The sequence below is a fragment of the Gluconacetobacter liquefaciens genome (assembly GCF_003350405.1).
Lineage (GTDB): Bacteria > Pseudomonadota > Alphaproteobacteria > Acetobacterales > Acetobacteraceae > Gluconacetobacter > Gluconacetobacter liquefaciens.
The window spans coordinates 374,642-395,369 of sequence record NZ_QQAW01000001.1; the positions used below are offsets into that span (position 1 = coordinate 374,642).

Consider the following 20,728-nt stretch of genomic DNA (forward strand, 5'->3'; position numbering starts at 1 on the left):
GGCCAGCCAGTCGCCTCTCGTGGGATGAGAGCCTGTTCTGGAAATACACGCCGGATGCGACACTTCGGGCCGCTCCCGCACTTCATATAACGAGCGTTGAATGATCACGCCGCTGCGGATAGAGTCCGGCACAGTTGGATTGCTGGTATTTGCAGAAGTGAAAAGTTTCCGGACGAGGCGGCGTGCTAGTGTTTTTTCGAGGCGTTTCTGATAAATGAAGCGCTCTTCAAAAAGATTGATGGTAAAGAAAAGTCCCTTCTCGGGTAAACGATTGATATTGGCGCTATGCGCTTGCTTTTTTGTTGTATTTTCTATATTTTCTGTAAATATATATTCCTATATGCAGCAAATTTACATTGAATATAATAATTATAAAGAAAAAGATTATTATACGTCCCAAAATATCGGGATCATGCAGAAAGGAAAGGTCAGCTTCATATCGGACCGCGACATGGCATCGGCTTCTGATGATCATTTCATTCTGTCGATAGACGGGGGAGGTATTTTCGGAATCATACCGATCATGGCGTTGCAGGATCTGGCGCAATGTCTGCAATCCAGCCACGGAAGCCGTGATCTCTATAAATATTTTGATGTCATCGCTGGAAATTCAACGGGGGCGATAATCGCTGCTGGTCTGGTGACGCCGAAAGGAGGTCAAAAGACGGAATCGGTCGATATAAATGAAATTTATGATTTGTATGCCAGGCACGGGGCAGAAATATTCCCCGAAAAATATAAGGGATTCATCGATCGGGCATTGTCGCTTCTTTTGCGGAAAGCTCTTTATGACAATACAGGCCGCAAGAAAATTTTGCATGAAAAACTGCAGGATCATACCTCCAACGAGGCCCTGACGGATTTTGTGATTCCTTTTTACGATACGACAACAGGACCTATCTATTTTACGCGCAACCATGGTTCCCATAGTTATGAACCCGATGGGGCGCTGTCGCAGGATGCTGAAAACGCCATAGCAAAAATGGTTGATATTGCGATGTATAGCAGTTCAGCGCCTATTTATTTCAACCCGTACAAGGGTGATACGTCCGAGGAGAAGATAGGGAACAAAAAGATCGAGAAATTTTATCCTTATACGGCATATGATGGTGCGTTGTATCAGAACAACCCGGCTCTTCTCGGCATTGTCGAAGGGCGGCGTGACTTTCCGCACGGCCGTTTTCATATCGTTTCTTTGGGGACCGGGATTTCTTATCGGGGGAGTATGCTGGGCCCGCTGGACCCGGCGCATCCAGCATCGCAAAAAAGCAATATCAACCTGATCTCCGCCCTTCTGCCGTCCTTCATGGAAGGGAATGCCCTCGGGGTTGACGAGTTTCTTCGGTCGGAGCCCAATATTGACTATATTCGTATTGATGTTCCGCTGAATAGCGGGATGGATTTAAGTATGGATAATCCTTCTCAAAAACATATCGACGATATACGTGCGTCCGTCATTGCGGCGTCATCCATGAATCGCCCGATCATCCAGAAGGTCTGTAGAAAGCTGATCTCCTACCGCCCATCCGTGGGGCAGTAGAAAAAGGGACCGGATGTTCCGGACAGCGTCATCATGGGGATGACGCTGCCTTCGGCGGGTTTCAGTGGGAGGGGTTTTCGGTCGCGGCGCGCAGGGCACGGTCGCCGATATCACGTCGCCAGATGGCGTCTTCCCATTGGATGGCGGGGATGGCGTTGTAGGCGCGGGAGCGGGCTTCACCCAAGGTGGCACCGGTGGCGCAGACGGTGAGGACGCGGCCGCCGGCGGCGACAAGCTGGCCCTGGTCGTTCCGTTTGGTGCCGGCATGGAAGATATGGACGCCGGGCTGGGCTTCGGCCTGTTCCAGCCCCGCGATCACGCCGCCGGCGGCGGGCTTGCCCGGATAGCCGCGCGCGGCGAGGACGATGCTGATGGAGTGATCGTCGGAGAAGCGGATGTCCGCCGCGTCCAGCGTGCCGGCGGCGACCGAGGCCAGGGCCGGCAGCAGGTCGGATTGCAGGCGGATCAGCAGGGCCTGGGCCTCGGGGTCGCCGAAGCGGACGTTATATTCGATCAGTTTCGGGCCGTCGGCCGTCAGCATCAGGCCGGCGAAGATGACGCCACGGAAGGGCGTGCCGCGCCGCGCCATTTCCGCCAGCATCGGGCGTACCAGCAGGTCAAGCGCGCCTTCCTGCCTTGCACGGTCGAAGCCGGCGGGGGGCGAGACCGCGCCCATGCCGCCGGTGTTGGGGCCGGTGTCGCCCTCGCCGATGCGCTTGTGGTCCTGCGCCGCGCCGATCAGCACGGCGGTTTCATCGGCGCAGAAGGCGAACAGCGACACTTCGTCGCCCATCAGGCATTCCTCGATCACCACCGACTGTCCGGCGGCGCCGAGGGTGGCATCGTCCATCATGGACCGGATGGCCTCTTCGGCTTCCGCGACCGTCATCGCGACGACCACGCCCTTGCCGGCGGCCAGGCCGTCGGCCTTGATCACGATCGGCGCGCCACGGCGGCGGACGAAATCCAGCGCCGGGGCGGCTGCGTCGAATCGTTCCCAGCGGGCGGTGGGGATGGATGCGGCGTCGCAGACTTCCTTGGTGAAGCTCTTGCTGCCTTCCAGTTCGGCGGCGGCGCGGCTGGGGCCGGCGCAGGGGATGCCGGCATCGCGGCAGGCATCGGCCAGGCCGGCGACCAGCGGGGCTTCGGGGCCCGGCACCACCAGGTCGATCCGCTCGGCCTTTGCGAAGGCCAGCAGGGCCGGTACGTCGTCGACGGCGATGGCGACATTGGTGCCCAGCGCGGCGGTGCCCGGATTGCCGGGTGCGATGAACAGGGCCTCCAGCGCAGGCGAGCGCGCGATCGCTGCCGCCATCGCATGTTCCCGTCCACCCGATCCGACCAGAAGCACCCGCATCACGTTATCGTCCCTGTTGCTGACATATCTGACATCCCCGGCTGTCCGGGGAGGCCGTCTCTATCATACCCGGCGCGGCGGGACGATGTCCTTTGCGGCGGTGCGGGGCCATGACCGGTATTTCCGCCCGCGTTTCACGAGCCTGTCCACGGTTCTTTCCAGGCCGGCGAGCAGGCTGCGCCGTTCGGGCGGTCGTGGCCCGGCGCGGCGGATGGTGACGCCGCCGAAGGAAAGAGCGGCCGAAAAGGGCTTGGAGAATGCAACGCGGAATTCGGTGGTCGGATCGCCGGCTGGCAGGTCGAAACGCAGCGTAAAGATTGTGGATGGTCCGATTGTCGCGGCACGCAGCCGGTGCCTGCCGACGATGCCGCAGGGAATGAGTCCGGTCGGATCTGTCCGGTCTTTCGGGATCGGCGTGTCTATCCTACCTTGCTGCGATGGACGAAACGCTGCGCACTTCCGGTGGCCCCGGACCGGGTAACGTGCCCGAATATTCAGTCTCCGAGATTTCGGGGGCGATCCGCCGTACGCTTGAGGGTACCTTTGGCCGCGTGCGCGTGCGGGGCGAGATTACGGAATTCAAACGCTATCCCTCCGGCCATCTTTATTTCTCGCTGAAGGATGAGAGCGGGAAAATCTCGGGTGTCGTCTGGCGCGGGTCGGTGTCGCGGTTGGGGCTGGTGCCGGAAAACGGGCTGGAAATCATCGCGACCGGCAAGGTCTCGTCGTATGGCGAGCGTTCTTCCTATCAGTTGATCGTCGAGCGGATGGAGTATGCCGGCGAAGGGGCGCTGCTGGCGCGCATCGAGCGGCTGCGGCTGAAACTGGCCGCCGAGGGGCTGTTCGATGCCGCGCGCAAGCGGGCGCTGCCGTTCCTGCCCGATGTGATCGGTATCGTCACCTCCGCGCAGGGGGCGGTGCTGCATGATATCCGCACCACCGTCGCCCGGCGTTTTCCCCGCCGGCTTCTGGTGTGGCCGGTCGCCGTGCAGGGCGAAGGGGCCGCGGCGCAGATTGCCACCGCCATCGCCGGGTTCGACGCGATCGACGGGCGCGGGGCGGTGCCGCGCCCCGATGTGCTGATCGTCGCGCGTGGCGGCGGGTCGCTGGAAGACCTGATGGCCTTTAATGACGAGGCCGTGCTGCGGGCGGTGGATGCCTGCAGCATTCCGCTGATTTCGGCGGTCGGGCATGAGACTGACACCACGCTGATCGATTACGTCTCCGACCGGCGCGCGCCCACCCCCACGGCGGCGGCCGAGATGGCGGTGCCGGCGCGGGCCGAACTGGTGGCCGATCTGGCGCATCGTGTCGCGCGCCTGACCAGCGGGTTGACCCGGCTGACGCAGACCACGCGGCTGCGGCTGGACCGGGCGGCGGCGCGGATGCCCGACCTGCCGTCGCTGCTGGCCACGGCGCGGATGCGGGTGGACGACCGGGGCGAGCGGCTGGACCGCGCATTGCCGGGGCTGATCGAGCGGCGGCGTGCCGCCCTGCTGGCGACCGGACGGATGATGCCCTCGCCGCTGCTGCTGACGGGGCCGGGACGGGCCAGGCTGGACCTTGTGGCCAGTCATCTGCTCTCGGGCCTGCGCCAGGCGCTGCGCGACCGCCGGGCGCGAACCGACCGAATGCGTCTGTCGGCGGCTCCGCTGGCGGGGATGGTGCGCGAGCGGCGCGCCCATCTGAACGGGCTGGCGGGGCGGCTGGAGTCTCTGTCGCCCATGGCGGTGCTGGAGCGCGGCTACGTGCTGGTGCGCGATCCGTCAGGCGTGCCGGTGACCCGCGCGGCCGACGTGCGGCCGGATGGCCGGCTGGAACTGACATTCGCCGATGGCGTGACGGAGGTTCGCGCGCTACGGCCCGACGGGTCTCAGGGGCGGCTCGATCTTTGACCCTGCGGGCGATAAGACGGATGATGGATCGGACCGGATCGGCTTGCCCGAGAGTTGGCCGGAGGACACAGGACAGAGCCATGAACAAACGTCTCCGGTCTTCTTTCGCGCGCTCGGTCGGCCGGGTGGCGCTGGGCGTGCTGCCGGTTCTGGTTCTGCTGGCCGGATGTGCCCAACCCCCCACGCCGGTGGCGAGCCAGCCGGTGCGGCATCCGCCCTTGCAGTTCGCGCCGGGAACGGTGACGGAAGCCCCGCCGCCCGCCAACGAGGCGCAACTGGTGAACGATCCCTCCGCGCCGCTCGATACGCCGCTCTGCGGTGCCGCGGCGCATGCGACGCAGGCCATGGCGGCGCGGGTGAATCCGGCACCGCTGGCGTCGGGTAACGCCTGCGTGGCCAATGCGTGCTTTGATCCGCTGACCGGGACTTATATCGGTGCGGACGGAGAGCGGCATATCTGCCGTTAAGTATTTGTTCTTTTTTGAAAAAAAGAACCAAAAAACTTCTGATCCGTTTGGGGTTTTTCTGCTAGGGTAGAGAGCGTTCTTAAAAGAATAAAAGTCTTTTTGCTTCTTTTTCTTCAGAAAAAGAAGCTCACTCTGCTGTCAGATCCGCCAATATAGCCGCACTGGCGCGCAATGCGTCGGCCGGGACCAGGCGTACCTGCAAGCCGCGCTGGCCGCCATTGGTATAAAGATAGGGCAGGTCGGCAGCCTGCTGCGCGAAGGCCGTAGGCACGCGCTTCTTCTGCCCGAACGGGCTGATGCCGCCGACGCGGAAACCGGTGATGCGCTCGGCATCGGCCGGCTTCATCATCCTGGCGCTCTTGCCGCCGAAGGCGGCGGCCAGTTTCTTCATGCTGACTTCGTGGTCCGACGGCACGACGACGCATACCGCGTTGCCGTCGATTTCCGCCATCAGGGTCTTGAAGACCCGTGCCGGGGGTTCGCCGATCGCTTCGGCGGCCTGTACGCCCAGACGGTCGGCGTCGGGGTCGTAGCTGTAGAGTACGGCGGTGAAGGCGATTCCGGCGCGGGTCAGGGCCAGCGTGGCCGGCGTGCCGGGGGTCTGGGGTTTCTTGGCCATGCCGGTGTCATAACAGGATCGGGCGCGCGCGTCAGGGTCTCGCGTGTGCCGTGATCCGTTGGCCGTGGCGCTGTTCGTCGGGTCGGCACAGGGCGGCGATGGCGGCGGCCACCAGTTCGGGCCGGGGCAGGGCGGACAGGTCGGCGGCGGGCATGGCCTGCACCCGCAGGCGGGTGGCCACCGGGCCGGGATCGTAGAGATTGACCCGGAGCGCCGAGTCCGGCCCGATTTCGTCGGCCCAGGTCAGCACCACAGCCTCCATGGCGGCTTTCGAGGCGGCTATCATGCCCCAGAAACTGGCGGGGCGGATGGCGTGCCCGTCGGTCAGGAATAGCGCGCGGCCGGCGGGGGCGCGATCCAACAGGGGGGCGGTGGTGCGGATCAGCCGCCATGCGGCGGTGGTGTTGACCGCCAGCGTGGTGTCCCAGTCGGTGTCGCGCATGTGGGTGACGGGTGTGAGCATGCCCAGCATGGCGGCGCAGTGGACCAGCATGTCCAGACGGCCGAAGCGGGCGGCGATCGAGGGACCCAGCGCGTCGATCGCGGCGCCGTCGCGCAGGTCCATGGGCAGCAGGGTGGCGGGCCGGCCCGTGCGGCGGGTGATCAGGTCGTCGGTTTCCTCCAGCCCGCCCGGCGTGCGGGCGGTGAGGATGCAGTGCGCCCCGGCATCGGCCAGGGCCAGGGCGGTGGCGCGGCCGATGCCCCGGCTGGCGCCGGTGATCAGGGCGATGCTGCCAGGGGCGATGCTACCCGGGGCGACGCTGCCGGGAGGGGCGCTATCCGGCGGCATGTGGCCTCAGGCCCGGCAGGGGATCACGCGGCGTCGGAATGCGGGTCGCCGCCGGCGGCTTCGTAATCGACCAGGGCGATCGGGTAGTCGCCGGTGAAGCAGGCATCGCAATAGCGGCCGGCGGCGGCGTCGCGCCCCTCATGACCCAGGGCGCGATACAGGCCGTCGAACGAGATGAAGGCCAGGCTGTCCACGCCGATCAGCTCGGCCATTTCCTTCAGGTCGTGACGCGCGGCCAGCAGTTTGCTGCGCTCGGGCGTGTCGATGCCGTAGAAGCAGGAATGGGTGGTCGGCGGTGAGGAGATGCGCATATGCACCTCGCGCGCGCCCGCCGCGCGGACCATGTCCACGATCTTGCGCGAAGTGGTGCCGCGCACGATCGAATCATCGACCAGCACCACGCGCTTGCCGTCCAGCACGGGGCGGTTGGTCGAATGTTTCAGCTTGACGCCCAGATGGCGGATCTGGTCGGTCGGCTCGATGAAGGTGCGGCCGACATAATGGTTGCGGATGATGCCGAGTTCGAAGGGAATGCCGCTGGCCATCGCATAGCCCATGGCCGAGGGCACGCCGGAATCCGGCACCGGCACGATCACGTCGGCCTCGACCCCGCTTTCGCGGGCCAGTTCGACGCCGATGCGCTTGCGCGCCTCGTAGACCGGCACGCCGTCCAGCACCGAGTCCGGGCGGGCGAAATAGATATATTCGAACACGCAGAAGCGGGCCGTCCGCTCGCCGAAGGGCTTGACCGACCGCACGCCGTCATTGTCGATGATGACGACTTCGCCCGGTTCGACGTCGCGGACGAATTCCGCGCCTACGATGTCCAGCGCGCAGGTCTCGCTGGCCAGCACCCATGAGGGCGGGGCGGACTCGGTCTCGCCGGGGATGCGGCCCAGGATCAGCGGCCGCACGCCCAGCGGGTCGCGTACGCCGATCAGCGCCTCGCGTGACAGCACCACCAGCGAATAGGCCCCGAGCACCTGCTTCAGTGCGTCGATCAGCCGGTCGATCACCGAGGCGTAGAGCGAGATCGCGATCAGGTGGATGAACACCTCGCTATCGGTCGTGGACTGGAAGATGCAGCCGCGGCGGATCAGGGCGCGCTTGAGGGTTTCGGCGTTCGTCAGGTTGCCGTTATGCGCTACCGCCAGGCCGCCGAACTCGAAATCGGCGAAGAGCGGCTGCACATTGCGGATCAGCGTGGCGCCGGTGGTGGCGTAGCGGTTGTGGCCCACCGCCCGGTGGCCGGGCAGGGTGGCCATGACCCGTGCGTCGCCGAACACGTCGCCGACCAGCCCCAGCCCCTTGTGGGTGTGGAAGCGCTCGCCGTCATATGACACGATGCCGGTTGCTTCCTGCCCGCGATGCTGGAGCGCGTGCAGTCCCAGCGCCGTCAGCGCCGAGGCATCGTTGACGTTCCAGACGCCGAAGACGCCGCATTCCTCATGGGGCTTGTCGTCGTCGTGCCACTGCGGCGGCACGTCGTCGCGGTGGCCCGACGGACACGCGGCGGCCGGGCTGCATGAGGTGGCGGCCTGCGGGGCAGTGGGGCGGATCGGCATGATCAGTTCTCTCTTTCCTCGGCTTGTGACCGGGCGAAGACCCTGGGCAGGCCCCAGGGAGGCGAAGGGGAAAGGCCCCGTTCAGGGGTCATATCGGGGCGTCATGGCCCGTCTGCATCGGTTGCGCAAGGCGTGTCTGCATGGAAATGGGCAGGAGTCCGCTCAGAAAGAAGGCCCCCCGTGCAACGAAAGCGGTTGCCCGTGCGTCCTGCACCGGTTGGGGCCAATCCATCGGGGCCACTTCCGTCGCTACCGCGACGTAGAGCGCGGCCAGAAGAACATAGCCACGCAGGCCACCGAACAGCAGGCCCAGCATGCCGTTCAGCCCCCCGAAAACCGAATCGCGGACGAGCTGGCCGAGAATATGGGCCAGTAGCGTGAAGACGATCAGCAGCCCGATAAAGGGCAAGACGAAGCCGGCGGCGGTGGCAACCAGCGGATTGTCGATCCAGGGTGTGAGCGCCTGATGCACCGGGTCCATCCAGCGCAGGGCCAGGACCAGCGCGCCGGCCCAGGTCGCCAGACCCAGGATTTCGCGGACCAGGCCGCGCGCCCATCCGAACACCGCCGAGGCCAGCACGACCAGTGCCGCCGCCAGATCCACCCAGGCCCCGTTCATGGACCGGGATCGGCCACCGGGCCGGATACTGGCAAAAAAGGAACCCGAGACATGAGGGGCGGAACTGTCCTTGTGCTGTGGCGGGCCGTCATGAAACAGCTTCCGAGGCGCGACCCTGGCGCGCTTATGCCACCCGTCCCTCTCCGGTGCCAAAGGAAAGATCGCACCCCCGCCATCAGGGCAGCTTGGTGGACTGGATCTTCCACGGGCGGCCCAGGGCGCGCCCGGCCGACCGCCCGGCACGGCGATGCGGCGTGTTGTTCAGCATCATCAGCAATTCGCCGACCTGGGTGCGGCGGTCCAGTTCGGTCCATACCGCGCCGGCCGAGAGGTTCCGTGCTGCCCAGATCCGCATCAGGCTGGTCAGCACATGGGCGCTCTCGCGGATGAGCTGGCTCCTGTCGCCGGCGATCAGCCCCACCACGCAATGGTCCCCATGCACGCCGAAGGCACGGGTCAGGCGGCGGATGTCGCGCTCCGTGGGAGGGGGCGCCTGAGCGGCATCCTGCGACAGCGCCTGCCACAGGGCCTCGACCGCCTGCCGTGCCTCGGGCGCGGCGGGGGTGTCGTCATCCGGCGGTGGAGGGGGGGAAGGTGCCATCCCGCGATGATGCCGGGGGGGGGATCATGCGGTCAACATCGCGCGACGACGGCAAATGGCGGTCTTGCGTCAGATCGAAAAATATTTCGCCTGCGGATTGAGGACCACCAGGGCCGAGGTCGATTGCTCGGGGTGCAACTGGTAGCCGTCGGTCAGCGACACGCCGATTCGCTCGGCATCCAGCAGTTTCAGGATCGGCTCCTGGTCCTCCAGACGGGGGCAGGCGGGATAGCCGAAGGAGTAGCGCGATCCGCGATAGCCCTGCTGGAGCAGCTTCGCCATGTCGCGATCGTCCTCGGCGGCGAAGCCCAGTTCGGCGCGGATGCGCTTGTGGGTATATTCCGCCATCGCCTCGGCCATTTCGACCGAAAGCCCGTGCAGATAGAGGTAATCCTTGTAGCGGTTGGCCTCGAACCATTCGCGGGCCATGTCCGACGCCTTCTGCCCCACGGTGACGACCTGCAACCCGATCACGTCGCGGGCTTCGTCGTCCACGTCGCGCACGAAATCGGCGATGCAGGCGCCGTCCTCGCGCGGCTGGCGGGGCAGGGCGAAGCGGGCCACCTCGGTGGTGCCGTCCTCGGCGAACAGGATCAGGTCGTTGCCCTGGCCCGCTGCCTTCCAGTAGCCGTAGGAGGCCTGGGGCCGCAGGATGTCGTGCTCGGCCGCCAGCGCCAGCATGCGGCGCAGCACGGGGCGCAGTTCCTGTTTCGCCCAGCCCATGAAATCGTCCAGCGAGCGGCCCTGTTTGCGGAAGCCCCACTGGAATTGATAGAGCGACCGCTCGTTGAGGAACGGCAGCACGGCATCCGGCGTGGCTTCCAGCACCCTGGAGCCCCAGAAGGGCGGGGTGATGGTCGGCTCGCCCTGCGTCAGGCGGTGGCGGCGGGCGCGGGCGGCGGCGACGTCGACGGGGCCGAAGCCGCGCTGCTCCTGCTGCTCCATGTCGCGGGGCCGCGAACGGGTGGCCTTGCCGGCGCGGCGGGAGCGGACGGCGGCGAGGTAGTTGTCGAACTCGCCTTTCGCCACCTGGTCCATCAGCGACAGGCCGTCGAATGCGTCGCGGGCATAGGCCACCCGCCCGTCGGTGCCGTAGGCGGCGGCGCAGTCTTCCTCGACGTAATTGCGGGTCAATGCCGCACCGCCCAGCAGCACGGGCAGGTCGACGCCCTGGCGGGCCATCTCTTCGAGGTTCTCGCGCATGATCACCGTCGACTTGACCAGCAGGCCCGACATGCCGACCGCATCGGCGTTATGTTCGCGCGCGGCGGCGATCATGTCGGCGACCGGCACCTTGATGCCCAGGTTGATGACCCGGTAGCCGTTGTTGGTCATGATGATATCGACCAGATTCTTGCCGATATCATGCACGTCGCCCTTGACGGTGGCCAGCACGATGATGCCGCGGGCCTGGCCCTCGACGCGCTCCATGTGCGGCTCCAGATGCGCGACAGCGGCCTTCATCGTCTCGGCCGATTGGAGCACGAAGGGGAGCTGCATCTTGCCGGCGCCGAACAGTTCGCCCACCACCTTCATGCCGTCCAGCAGGATGGTGTTGATGATGTCCAACGGCGGGATGGTCTGCATCGCCTCGTCGAGATCGGCTTCCAGCCCCTTGCGGTCGCCATCGACGATGCGGTCCTTCAGGCGGCCTTCGACCGTTTCGGCGCGCACCTTCTTCACCGCGTCGCTGGCCTTGCGGTCGGCGAACAGCTCCAGCAGCTTTTGCAGCGGGTCGTAGCCCTCGGTGCGGCGGTCGAAGATCAGGTCTTCGGCCACCTTCACCTCTTCCGCCGGGATCAGGTGCAGCGGGCGGATCTTGGAGACGTGGACGATCGCCGCCGTCATGCCCGCGCGCACCGCGTGGTCGAGGAACACCGAGTTCAGCACCGCGCGCGCCGCCGGGTTCAGGCCGAAAGAGATGTTGGACAGGCCCAGCACGATCTGGATATCGGGGAAACGCTCATGGATCTGGCGGATGCCCTCCAGAGTCCACAGCCCCAGCTTGCGGTCGTCCTCGACGCCGGTGCCGATGGTGAAGGTCAGCGGGTCGATCATCAGGTCCGACTGCGGCAGGCCGTGGCGGTCGCAGGCGAATTCCACCAGGCGGGTGGCGATGCGCAGCTTGTCCTCGGCCGTCTTGGCCATGCCGACTTCATCGATCGTCAGCGCCACCACGGCGGCGCCGAACTTGCGGGCCAGAAGCATGCGGTCGTGCGCGTGGCCCTCGCCATCCTCGAAATTGATCGAGTTGATGATCGCTTTGCCGCCATAGAGCTTGAGCGCGGCTTCGATGACCGGCGTTTCGGTGGAATCGATCACCAGCGGTGCGTTGACCGAGGCGGTGAAGCGGGTCACCACCTCGTTCATCTCGCACATCTCGTCGCGGCCGACGAAAGCGGTGCAGATATCCAGCGCGTTGGAGCCTTCGCCCACCTGTTCGCGGCCCACGGCGACGCAGCCGTCCCAGTCGCCCTCTTCCTGAAGGGTGCGCCATTTCTTGGACCCGTTGGCGTTGCAGCGCTCGCCGATCGAGAAATAGCTGTTTTCCTGCCGCAACGGCACCTGGGTGTAGAGGCTGGCGACCGAGGGAATCCAGACCGGGCGACGCACGATCGGGGCGGGGCGGTGGCGGCCGGTGCCCTCGGCGCGGCGGCGCAGCATGGCGTCCAGCGCCGCGATATGCGGGGTGGAGGTGCCGCAGCAGCCGCCGACCAGATTCAGGCCGTCTTCGGTGATGAAGCGTTCCACCCAGCTTGCCATGTCGGCCGGCGAGAGCGGGTAGTGGGTCTGGCCGTTGACCAGTTCGGGCAGGCCGGCATTGGGCTGGATGGAGACCATGCCGGGCCAGTTGGTGGCAAGCCAGCGCACATGCTCGGCCATTTCCTGCGGGCCGGTGGCGCAGTTCAGCCCCATCAGCGGCACGTCCAGCGCGTGGATGGCGGTGGCCGCCGCCGCGATGTCCGGCCCGACCAGCAGGGTGCCGGTGGTCTCGACCGTGACCTGCACGAAGATGGGCGTGTCGGTAGCCATCTCGGCGCGGGCGATCTTCGCGCCGTTCACCGCCGCCTTGATCTGGAGCGTGTCCTGGCAGGTTTCGATCAGCAGCGCATCGACGCCGCCTTCGATCAGGCCGCGGCACTGTTCGGCGATGCCGGCTTCCAGCGTGTCATAGTCGATATTGCCCAGCGAGGGCAGCTTGGTGCCCGGACCGATCGAGCCGATCACATAGCGGTGGCGGCCGTCGGCGAAGCTCTCGGCGGCCTCGCGCGCCAGATGCGCGGCGGTGCGGTTGATCTCGCGCGCCCGGTCGGTCAGGCCGAATTCGCCCAGCGTGATGGGCGAGCCGCCGAAGGAATTGGTTTCCACCATATCCGCGCCGGCTTCGAAATAGCCGCGATGGATTTCGCGCACCAGTTCGGGGCGGGACAGGTTCAGGATCTCGGTGCAGTTCTCCTGCCCCCAGTAATCGCGTTCGACATCAAGGTCGAGCACCTGCACGCGCGAGCCCATGCCGCCGTCGCAGAGCAGGACCTGGTCACGGAGGGCGTCGAGAAGATGGGGGCGAGCGGTCATCGTGATCCTGCGATCCGGGCGGAAGGGGAAGCAGGTGTTATGCCCCAGCGCGGCCGCGTGTCCAGCCTGTTATGGCCGGACGGCCCGCCATGCCGCCGCCGCCAGCAGCATGAGGCCGAGCAGCGAGGACATGACCATGGCCACCGCGACGCCCATGGTGCCGAAATGCGGCATGAACACGCCGAGCCCGGCGAACAGCACGAGCGTGCGTATGAGGCGAACCCGCAACGCCCGTCCGGCATGGCCGATCGCAAGCAGGGCCGGTTCGAAATTGACGCCGATCAGATCCAGCGCGGCGGCGATGCCCAGCACCAGCAGGAGCGGGAAAACCCCCACGGATTCCTTGCCCGCCATAAGGTGCAGCACCGGCTGCCCCAAGGCGAAAAGCATGACGAGAATGATGGCCGTGCTGCCGACGGCCAGCCGGGTGGAGCGCCCCAGCAGCCGCCGGATGCTGGCCCGGTCCTCCGTCGCGTGCGAACGCGCGAATTCCGGGAGGACGGCGCGGGCGAACATTTCCGACACCCGCACCAGCGCCTGGCTGAGTTGGTAAGCCAGGCGATAATGACCGGCATCGGCGGCACCGGTCGCGACGCCGACCACCAGGACGAGCATGTTGTTGCAGCCGGTGCCGACGATCGAATTCAGGTTGGTCAGCCAGGCAAAGTGCCAGATGCCGGGGTTCTCGTCGGGCGCGGACCGGAAGGCGCGCAGCGTTATCGCACGCGTGAAACCCGGCATGACCTGTTGCGCGCAGACCCAGTAGATGACGGCCGTGACGATGTCGGCGATTGCCCAGGCGAGAAGAAAGCCCATGACCGTGGGGGCCCATAGTACCGCCGCGACCGCGCCCACGAAGCGCATGATCGGTGTCGCCGCGTCGGCCATCGCGCCGACACGGTAGCGGTCGCGCACGCGCAGGACGCCGACCGCCGTGGAGCGAATGGACAGCAGGAGTACGAAGCAGAAGGCCAGCGCGGCGTGGGACAGGCCGTCCGACCAGCCGAGCAGCGGTTGCAGGAGCGTGACGCCCCCCCATGCGATCAGGCAGCCAGCCACGGCGCCGGCGATATCGAGCCCCAGGCAGAAGCCGATCAGGCGTGTCAGGGCGCCTTCATTCCCGGCCAGCAGGTGGTGCGCGCCGTAACGGATGACGATCTGCCAGGTCTGGAAGCTGACGATCGCGGCGACGGACTGCGCGGTGCCGAAAATGAGGGTGAATTCACCGAAGCCCTCGCTTTTGAGTACCCGTACGGCCAATCCCAAATAAATAAGGCTGAGTACTGCGCCGACACCCTTGCCTGCCAGTAGCCAGGAGACGTTCATCAGTGCTCGTTTGAGCGAACCCTGCTTGTTTTCTACCAATGTCAGAAGCTCTTGTTCTTTATATGCCTATGCCCTATGCGTCGGAGCATGGTCGAGGTCGCATTCCTGTACATTGCCGAATCCTATCAATGCTATCACGCAGCAGCGATCGCTCTCGAACTGGCGAAATATGACGGCGTGAGGGTGACGAGCTTCTACAACGACCCCGAGACGCCCTATCACCTCGAGCGTGTTCGCCAGGCCATGGGAGGAGCCGAAATCCCCTGTCATCGCCTGCGCCGGTCTATGCCGACGGTCGTGATGCAGTCAATCCGCACGCTGGGCATGTTCAAGGACATGGTCCTGCGCGACAACGCGTCGATGCTCAACCGATATGATGCGATTGTAACGGTGGAGGATACGGTCGCCTCCGCGCGGCGGCTCGGAATCACCCGGCCGAAGCTCATTTATATTCCGCATGGCTGCGGCGATCGGGCTCGCGGTTTTACCGAGGAGGTCCGGTCGTTTGATTACGTTCTGTTGCCGGGGCAGAAATCGGCCCGGAGGATGCTTGCCTCCAACCTGATCAAACCCGATAATCATGCGGTGATCGGTTCGGTCAAGCTGGAGACATGCGACATATTGCCGCATGGCGATGGTCCTCTTTTTCCTGTGGCCCGGCCTACCGTTCTCTATAATGCCCACAAGGCGCGCGGCCTGTCGTCCTGGCGGCGGTTCGTCAAACCGATGTTGCGGCAGTTCGCCGATCAGTCGGAGTTCAACCTGATCGTTGCGCCGCATACGAAGATGTTCCGCCGCCGCAGCCAGAAGGTGCGGGATCGGTGGAACGGGTTGGGCAATGCGACGACCCTGGTCGATAGCGGGTCCAACAAGTGTGTCGACATGACCTATACGAACGCGGCGGATATCTATGTTGGCGATGTCAGCAGCCAGGTCTATGAGTTTCTGAACACGCCAAGACCGTGCGTCTTTCTGAACGCGCATAATATTGCCTGGCGGGACGATCCGAGCTTCCAGCACTGGCACCTGGGCGACGTCGTCGAGACGCCGGATGATCTTCTGCCCGCGATCAGGGCCGCCGAGGCGCGGCATGCGCTTTATCGCGCGCGTCAGGAGGACATGGCGGGCCGATCCCTGGGAGATCGCTCTCCAGGCGCCGCGCGACGCGCCGCGACGATTATTCGGGACATTCTGCGGACATGAAAATCGGTTTTCTCTTCAATCACGATGCCTTGCACCAGATCCCCCATACGGCGCCGATCATCGCGGAACTGGTAGCGTCGGGTGCCGATGTGTCGGTTTTCACGTCCAGCCCCGCACAGGAAAGCCGGGCGCGGGATTTCATCCCGGCCGGCCTGCCGGTGCGTTTCGTCCGGCTCGCGACTTCCCGCGCGGCGGATATCATGAATATCATGGCGCTGGGGGTGATTCCGTTTCGGCGCCTGGCGATCCTGCGGAAAAATTCTCCTTTTTTCCGAGATCTTGACGCGCTGGTAGTGCCGGAAACGACCTCCACGCGACTGAAGCGCCAGCCGGGACTGGGCGATCTGAAGCTGATCTACCTGCCGCATGGGGCGGGAGACCGGTCAGTGGGGTTCCATGAAGTGACCCGCCTGTTCGATTTCGTCCTGCTGTCGGGAAACAAGGTGCGCGACAGGATGTTGCGCAGCGCATTGATCTCGCCGGAGAATCATGCGGTCGTCGGCTATCCGAAGTTCGATACCGTGGATTTCGAGCATGCGCCGCGCATCTTCGGTAACGATCGGCCGACCGTCTTGTACAATCCCCATTTCGATCCGCTCCTGTCGTCGTGGGGGAAGATGGGCGAGGAGGTGCTCGAATATTTTGCCGGGCAGGACAGGTTCAATCTGATTTTCGCGCCGCATGTCATGCTGTTCAAACGGCGGCTGCACGCGTCGCTCGAACATCGGCGCATGCGGCTGCGCAAGGCGATTCCGTGTCGCTTCCTGGACGCGCCGCATATCCATGTCGACATCGGCAGCACCCTATCGACGGACATGACTTATACGCGCGCCGCCGATATCTATCTCGGGGATGTCAGCAGCCAGGTTTATGAGTGGATCTACAAGCCACGGCCCTGCATTTTCATCAATTCGCATGATGCGGCATGGAAGGCCAATCCGGATTACGCGCATTGGTCGCTGGGCGAGGTGATCGACGACGTGTCCGGTCTGCCGGGTGCGCTGGCGCGTGCCGTGGCCGGTAACGGCGGGTTTGCCGGCCTTCAGTCCAAAGCGTTCAGGGAGACGTTCAGCATGTCCGGCGTCCCGTCTTCGCGCAGGGCGGCGGATGCGATCAGGCAGTTCCTGGGGGCGGCGCCCCCGGCCGCCTGTCCTTCGGACGCGCCGATGCTCCAGAAAGCCCTGTAACCGCCTTCCCGGCTGGCGGGGTAGCCGCGAAGGCCGTGTCGCCTTGCGGACGGAGGCGGGCTTTTATACCGTCCGGGTCACGCCGGTCGGACGATAGAGGCCTGTCATCCCCTTGGAGGAGCCATCGCGGTGCGCCGTCAGTCATCCTGGGCCCCTCATCTGGCGGCCGGCATGGCGTCTCCGGCCGAGCGCCTGGCCGAGGCGCTGGGCGGCGATATCCTGTCCGGTGTGTTGCGGGAGGACGAGCGGTTGCCCGCCCATCGGCCCCTGGCCTGGCAGCTTGGGATCGGCGTGGGGTCGGTGACGCGGGCCTATGCTATCCTGGAGCGGCGGGGGCTGGTGCGCAGCGTGCATGGGCGCGGCACCTTCGTCGCCGTGCGGCATGATGCGGCGGGGCCCATGATGGACCTTGCGACGAACATGCCGCCGCCTATGTTCAGCGACCGCGCCCTGGCCCGCACGCTCAACCGGTTGGCGAAGCATGTCGATCCGGGCCTGTTCAACATCTATCCCCCCGTGGCCGGGCATCTGGAACATCGGCGGATCATGGCCCATTGGCTGGCGGGAATGGGGGTTGCGGTGGCACCGGACCGGCTGCTGCTGACCGGCGGCGCGCAGCAGGCGCTGAACGTGGCGGTCCATGTCGCCCGGCAGCATGTGTCCTATGCCGTGGCCGAGGCGCAGACCTATCCCGGCATGCTGGGCGCGATGCGTCAGGCCGGGCTGCCGATTTGCCCTGCCGCCATGGACGAGCACGGCATGCAGCCCGCCGCGCTGGAAGCCATTCTGGCGCGCCGGCGTGGAGAACGCGCGATCGTCTATCTGACGCCGGAGATGCACAATCCGACTACGGCGACGATGGATCTGTGCCGACGCCGCGACATCGTGGCACTGTGCCGGAGGTTCGATGCGCTGATCGTCGAGGACGCCGTGTATGTTCATCGGGACGATTCCGCGCGGCCCGCGCTGATGACGCTGGCGCCGGAACGGACGTTCCATGTCAGCAGCCTGTCGAAAATCCTGAGCCCTGGCCTGCGCATCGGCGCGCTGATCCCGCCTGACCGGTATGCGGAGGCATGTCTGCCGGCGCTTCTGGCGTCTTCCCTCATGATCGCTCCGCTCTCCTACGCGATGATGGCGCAATGGATGCAGGACGGAACGGCGGAGAGCGTGCGCGCCGCCCTGCATGCCGAAGCCGTGCGCCGTCAGGATCTCGTGCTGTCCGTGCTGGGCACATGCGTCGTGAAGCCCGCCAGCCATGCCTTCCACGCCTGGTTGCCGCTACCGGCCGGGCAGGCGGCGCGGGTGGTGGCGCAGGCACAGGGCCTGGGCGTGGCGCTGCCGCCCTCTGACGCCTTTCTGGGGGGTGAGGGCGTGCAGGACACCGGGGTGCGTCTGGCGTTCGGCAACGTGACGTTCCGCGCCCTGCCGGAAGCACTGGCCCGGGTCAGGCGGGCCTGTGCCGATAGCGCGGGAAAAGTGTCTCGTGACACTATGACGATATCCTGAAAGTGTGTCGCCCTGTTAGGGTCCCGCCACGTTCATCCGTGACGGAGGCAGGTCATGCACGAGGAACAGCGGGGCGTCGTGACGGTGGTCGCGGCGTTTCACATCAATCCCGGCCATCTGGACGCGGCGCTGCCGGTGATCGCCGCCTGCGTGAAGGCGTCGCGGCAGGAGGCGACGAACCTGGCCTATACCTGCCGGCGGGATCTCGACGATCCGTCGCATTTTGTATTCATCGAGCGGTGGCGGAGCGTGGCAGCGATCCATGAGCATGAGCAACTGCCGCATTTCCTGGCGCTGAAGGCGCTGTTCGGGAACGGGATGGCCGGGTCTCTGCAAGTGACCCTGCTGGGCGATGTCGACAGCCTGTCCTGATGACGGGGGGCAGGCACGTCATGGCGTCGCACGTCTATATCCTGGGTACGGCGGACACGAAGTCTGACGAATTGCTGTTCCTGCGCGGCGTCCTGGCCGATCGGGGCGTCAGCGGCCGGATCGTGGATGTCAGCACCGGCGGCACGTCGCCGGACTGCGTCGATATTGCCGCGCGGTTGGTGGCCGATTATCACCCCGAGGGCGCGGCGGCGGTCTTCTGCGGCGAGCGCGGCCGGGCCATCGCAGCCATGTCCGAGGCCCTGCGGCGCTTTCTGCCGGCCTGTGACAATCTGGCCGGGGTTGTGGCGATCGGCGGGTCCGGTGGAGCTGCCGTCGTGGCCCCCGCCATGCAGGCGCTGCCCATCGGGTTGCCGAAGATCCTGGTTTCGACCGTCGCCTCGGGCAACGTGGCGCCCTATGTCGGCGATGTCGATCTTTCCATGGTGTATTCGGTTGTCGATCTCATGGGGCTGAACCGCATTTCGCGGAGCATCCTGACCAATGCCGCCAACGCCATGGCGGGCATGACGCGGTACCGTCCATCGCCGGATGCCGACCGGCATCCGGCTGTCGGCATCACCATGTTCGGCGTGACGACGCCCTGCGTCACCGAAGCGGTGCGGGTTCTGGGGGAGTCGTTCGAAAGCCTTGTCTTTCACGCGACCGGCACGGGCGGGCGGTCGATGGAGCGGCTGGTCGATCAGGGGGTGATCCGTGGGGTGTTGGATATCACCACCACCGAGTTCTGCGATTTCGTGGCGGGCGGGATCTTCGCCTGCCGGGCGGAACGGCTGGAGGCGATCGCGCGGACGGGCGTGCCGTATGTGGGAAGCTGTGGTGGGCTCGACATGGTCAATTTCGGAACCATGGAGAGTGTGCCGGACCATTATCGCGATCGGGTTTTCGTGCGGCATAATCCCTTCATCACGCTGATGCGTACGACGGCGGACGAATGCCGCGAGATGGGACGGCTGATCGGCGAGCGGCTGAACCGGTGCGACGGGCCGGTGCGGTTCTATTATCCCGAAAACGGATTTTCGGAACTCGACCGACCAGGGAAGCCTTTTTACGACCAGGAGGCGGATGCGGCATTTCGGGACGCGCTGCTGGCGACGCTCCGGCAGACGGCGCGGCGGCGTGTCATCAGCCTGCCCTGCACCCTGAACGACCCCGCCTTTGCCCGCGCGATGGCGACGGACTTCAAAACCCTTTTCAAGGAGACACAGCCCCATGCCCAGAATTGAACGTGACGCCATCCTCGGCCGCCTGCGCACGCTGATCGCGGAGCGCAAGCCCATCGTCGGCGGAGGAGCCGGCACGGGCCTTTCGGCGAAATGCGAGGCTGCCGGCGGGATCGACCTGATCGTGATCTATAATTCCGGCCGCTATCGCATGGCCGGACGCGGATCTCTGGCCGGTATCCTGGCGTATGGCAATGCCAACCAGATCGTCATGGACATGGCGCGCGAGGTGCTGCCCGTGGTGCCGGACACGCCGGTACTGGCGGGGGTGAACGGCACCGACCCGTTCGTGGATTTCGACGTGTTTCTCGACGACCTGCGCCGTGTCGGTTTCTCCGGCATCCAGAACTTCCCGACAGTAGGGCTGATCGACGGCAATTTCCGCAAGAACCTGGAAGAAACGGGCATGAGCTATAGTCTGGAGGTCGATGTCGTGGCGCGGGCGCGCCGCAAGGACATGCTGACGACGCCTTATGTTTTCGATGTAGCGCAGGCGAAGGATATGGCCCGTGCGGGTGCCGATATCCTCGTCGCGCATATGGGGCTGACGACCGGCGGCAGCATCGGTGCCGAGACGGCTTTCACGCTGGAGGATTCGATTGCGCTGATCAACGAAATTTCCGATGCCGCGAAGAGCGTGCGTGATGATGTCATTCTCCTGTGCCATGGCGGGCCGATCGCGATGCCGGCCGATGCGCAGACGGTGCTGGATGCCTGCCCTGACTGCCACGGCTTCTATGGTGCATCGAGCATGGAGCGCCTGCCCACCGAAACCGCGCTGGTCGCGCAGACGCGCAACTTCAAGGCCATGACGCGGTGAGCATCGTGTTTCCCGAACCAGCCTCCGCCGAGAGCGGACCT

At 65.2% G+C, this 20,728-nt stretch carries 17 protein-coding genes; 9 read left to right on the forward strand and 8 right to left on the reverse strand.

All coding sequences use genetic code 11. From position 1 onward, the window contains the following. Positions 1–214 precede the first annotated feature (214 nt). On the forward strand, positions 215–1,540 hold the full coding sequence (locus C7453_RS01715) for a patatin-like phospholipase family protein (protein ID WP_114725462.1): 1,326 nt from the start codon (positions 215–217) through the stop codon (positions 1,538–1,540). A gap of 61 nt (positions 1,541–1,601) precedes the next feature. Here C7453_RS01715 and purD read toward each other — a convergent pair whose 3' ends face one another. Further along, complete coding sequence (purD, locus tag C7453_RS01720) at positions 1,602–2,897, reverse strand: phosphoribosylamine--glycine ligase (protein WP_114725464.1); 1,296 nt, start codon at positions 2,895–2,897, stop codon at positions 1,602–1,604. Between the two features lie 437 nt (positions 2,898–3,334). Here purD and xseA point away from each other — a divergent pair, with 437 nt between their 5' ends. Together xseA and C7453_RS01730 are read left to right on the forward strand one after the other, a co-directional pair. Next, positions 3,335–4,792, forward strand: a complete 1,458-nt coding sequence (xseA, locus tag C7453_RS01725) for an exodeoxyribonuclease VII large subunit (protein WP_114725466.1) — start codon at positions 3,335–3,337, stop codon at positions 4,790–4,792. 80 nt (positions 4,793–4,872) lie between these two features. Beyond that, a complete protein-coding gene (locus C7453_RS01730) occupies positions 4,873–5,259 on the forward strand; it encodes a BA14K family protein (protein ID WP_114725468.1) in 387 nt (128 codons plus the stop codon). Positions 5,260–5,386: 127 nt separating this feature from the next. Here the strand turns inward: C7453_RS01730 and ybaK are convergent, their stop codons facing one another. The 7 genes from ybaK to C7453_RS01765 all read right to left on the reverse strand — a co-directional run bounded on the left by ybaK (position 5,387) and on the right by C7453_RS01765 (position 14,355). Then, the gene (ybaK, locus tag C7453_RS01735) at positions 5,387–5,878 is read right to left on the reverse strand and encodes a Cys-tRNA(Pro) deacylase (RefSeq protein ID WP_114725470.1); all 492 of its coding nucleotides are present in this window, start codon (positions 5,876–5,878) and stop codon (positions 5,387–5,389) included. Positions 5,879–5,909: 31 nt separating this feature from the next. Further along, entirely contained in the window at positions 5,910–6,668 is a 759-nt protein-coding gene (locus C7453_RS01740; protein WP_114725472.1) for an SDR family NAD(P)-dependent oxidoreductase, read from the reverse strand. Between the two features lie 23 nt (positions 6,669–6,691). Further along, entirely contained in the window at positions 6,692–8,233 is a 1,542-nt protein-coding gene (gene purF / locus C7453_RS01745; RefSeq protein ID WP_114725474.1) for an amidophosphoribosyltransferase, read from the reverse strand. Between the two features lie 88 nt (positions 8,234–8,321). Next, positions 8,322–8,852 (reverse strand): CvpA family protein, encoded by a 531-nt coding sequence (locus C7453_RS01750; protein ID WP_114725476.1) that lies wholly within the window; start codon positions 8,850–8,852, stop codon positions 8,322–8,324. Positions 8,853–9,027: 175 nt separating this feature from the next. After that, positions 9,028–9,453, reverse strand: a complete 426-nt coding sequence (locus C7453_RS01755; RefSeq protein WP_114725478.1) for a phosphoribosyl-ATP pyrophosphatase — start codon at positions 9,451–9,453, stop codon at positions 9,028–9,030. Between the two features lie 69 nt (positions 9,454–9,522). Continuing rightward, positions 9,523–13,029, reverse strand: coding sequence for a methionine synthase (metH, locus tag C7453_RS01760; RefSeq protein ID WP_114725480.1), 3,507 nt, complete (start codon positions 13,027–13,029; stop codon positions 9,523–9,525). A gap of 69 nt (positions 13,030–13,098) precedes the next feature. Beyond that, positions 13,099–14,355, reverse strand: coding sequence for a lipopolysaccharide biosynthesis protein (locus C7453_RS01765; RefSeq protein ID WP_114725481.1), 1,257 nt, complete (start codon positions 14,353–14,355; stop codon positions 13,099–13,101). Positions 14,356–14,442: 87 nt separating this feature from the next. Between C7453_RS01765 and C7453_RS01770 the strand changes: the two genes are divergently transcribed. The 6 genes from C7453_RS01770 to C7453_RS01795 all read left to right on the forward strand — a co-directional run bounded on the left by C7453_RS01770 (position 14,443) and on the right by C7453_RS01795 (position 20,687). Continuing rightward, positions 14,443–15,558: a hypothetical protein gene (locus tag C7453_RS01770; RefSeq protein ID WP_114726003.1), complete on the forward strand. Its 1,116-nt coding sequence runs from the start codon at positions 14,443–14,445 to the stop codon at positions 15,556–15,558. Next, positions 15,555–16,745 (forward strand): hypothetical protein, encoded by a 1,191-nt coding sequence (locus C7453_RS01775; protein ID WP_114725482.1) that lies wholly within the window; start codon positions 15,555–15,557, stop codon positions 16,743–16,745. Before C7453_RS01770 ends, C7453_RS01775 begins: the two co-directional genes overlap by 4 nt. A gap of 129 nt (positions 16,746–16,874) precedes the next feature. Further along, positions 16,875–18,254, forward strand: a complete 1,380-nt coding sequence (locus tag C7453_RS01780) for an aminotransferase-like domain-containing protein (RefSeq protein ID WP_114725483.1) — start codon at positions 16,875–16,877, stop codon at positions 18,252–18,254. A 54-nt stretch (positions 18,255–18,308) separates the two neighbouring features. Then, positions 18,309–18,626, forward strand: a complete 318-nt coding sequence (locus C7453_RS01785) for a putative quinol monooxygenase (protein ID WP_114725484.1) — start codon at positions 18,309–18,311, stop codon at positions 18,624–18,626. A gap of 20 nt (positions 18,627–18,646) precedes the next feature. Next, complete coding sequence (locus C7453_RS01790) at positions 18,647–19,870, forward strand: Tm-1-like ATP-binding domain-containing protein (protein WP_114725485.1); 1,224 nt, start codon at positions 18,647–18,649, stop codon at positions 19,868–19,870. Beyond that, a complete protein-coding gene (locus C7453_RS01795) occupies positions 19,857–20,687 on the forward strand; it encodes a phosphoenolpyruvate hydrolase family protein (RefSeq protein WP_114725486.1) in 831 nt (276 codons plus the stop codon). The genes C7453_RS01790 and C7453_RS01795 overlap by 14 nt, the downstream gene beginning before the upstream one ends. Positions 20,688–20,728 lie beyond the last annotated feature (41 nt).

Excerpts from the sequence above, each read along its gene's own strand:
- C7453_RS01775 (WP_114725482.1), top strand. The coding sequence starts at position 15,555 with ATGAAAATCGGTTTTCTCTTCAATCACGATGCCTTGCACCAGATCCCC.
- C7453_RS01790 (WP_114725485.1), top strand. The coding sequence starts at position 18,647 with ATGGCGTCGCACGTCTATATCCTGGGTACGGCGGACACGAAGTCTGAC.
- purF (WP_114725474.1), bottom strand. The coding sequence starts at position 8,233 with ATGCCGATCCGCCCCACTGCCCCGCAGGCCGCCACCTCATGCAGCCCG.
- ybaK (WP_114725470.1), bottom strand. The coding sequence starts at position 5,878 with ATGGCCAAGAAACCCCAGACCCCCGGCACGCCGGCCACGCTGGCCCTG.
- C7453_RS01795 (WP_114725486.1), top strand. The coding sequence starts at position 19,857 with ATGCCCAGAATTGAACGTGACGCCATCCTCGGCCGCCTGCGCACGCTG.
- metH (WP_114725480.1), bottom strand. The coding sequence starts at position 13,029 with ATGACCGCTCGCCCCCATCTTCTCGACGCCCTCCGTGACCAGGTCCTG.
- C7453_RS01730 (WP_114725468.1), top strand. The coding sequence starts at position 4,873 with ATGAACAAACGTCTCCGGTCTTCTTTCGCGCGCTCGGTCGGCCGGGTG.
- C7453_RS01785 (WP_114725484.1), top strand. The coding sequence starts at position 18,309 with ATGCACGAGGAACAGCGGGGCGTCGTGACGGTGGTCGCGGCGTTTCAC.
- C7453_RS01740 (WP_114725472.1), bottom strand. The coding sequence starts at position 6,668 with ATGCCGCCGGATAGCGCCCCTCCCGGCAGCGTCGCCCCGGGTAGCATC.
- C7453_RS01750 (WP_114725476.1), bottom strand. The coding sequence starts at position 8,852 with ATGAACGGGGCCTGGGTGGATCTGGCGGCGGCACTGGTCGTGCTGGCC.
- xseA (WP_114725466.1), top strand. The coding sequence starts at position 3,335 with ATGGACGAAACGCTGCGCACTTCCGGTGGCCCCGGACCGGGTAACGTG.
- C7453_RS01755 (WP_114725478.1), bottom strand. The coding sequence starts at position 9,453 with ATGGCACCTTCCCCCCCTCCACCGCCGGATGACGACACCCCCGCCGCG.
- C7453_RS01715 (WP_114725462.1), top strand. The coding sequence starts at position 215 with ATGAAGCGCTCTTCAAAAAGATTGATGGTAAAGAAAAGTCCCTTCTCG.
- purD (WP_114725464.1), bottom strand. The coding sequence starts at position 2,897 with ATGCGGGTGCTTCTGGTCGGATCGGGTGGACGGGAACATGCGATGGCG.
- C7453_RS01770 (WP_114726003.1), top strand. The coding sequence starts at position 14,443 with ATGGTCGAGGTCGCATTCCTGTACATTGCCGAATCCTATCAATGCTAT.
- C7453_RS01765 (WP_114725481.1), bottom strand. The coding sequence starts at position 14,355 with ATGAACGTCTCCTGGCTACTGGCAGGCAAGGGTGTCGGCGCAGTACTC.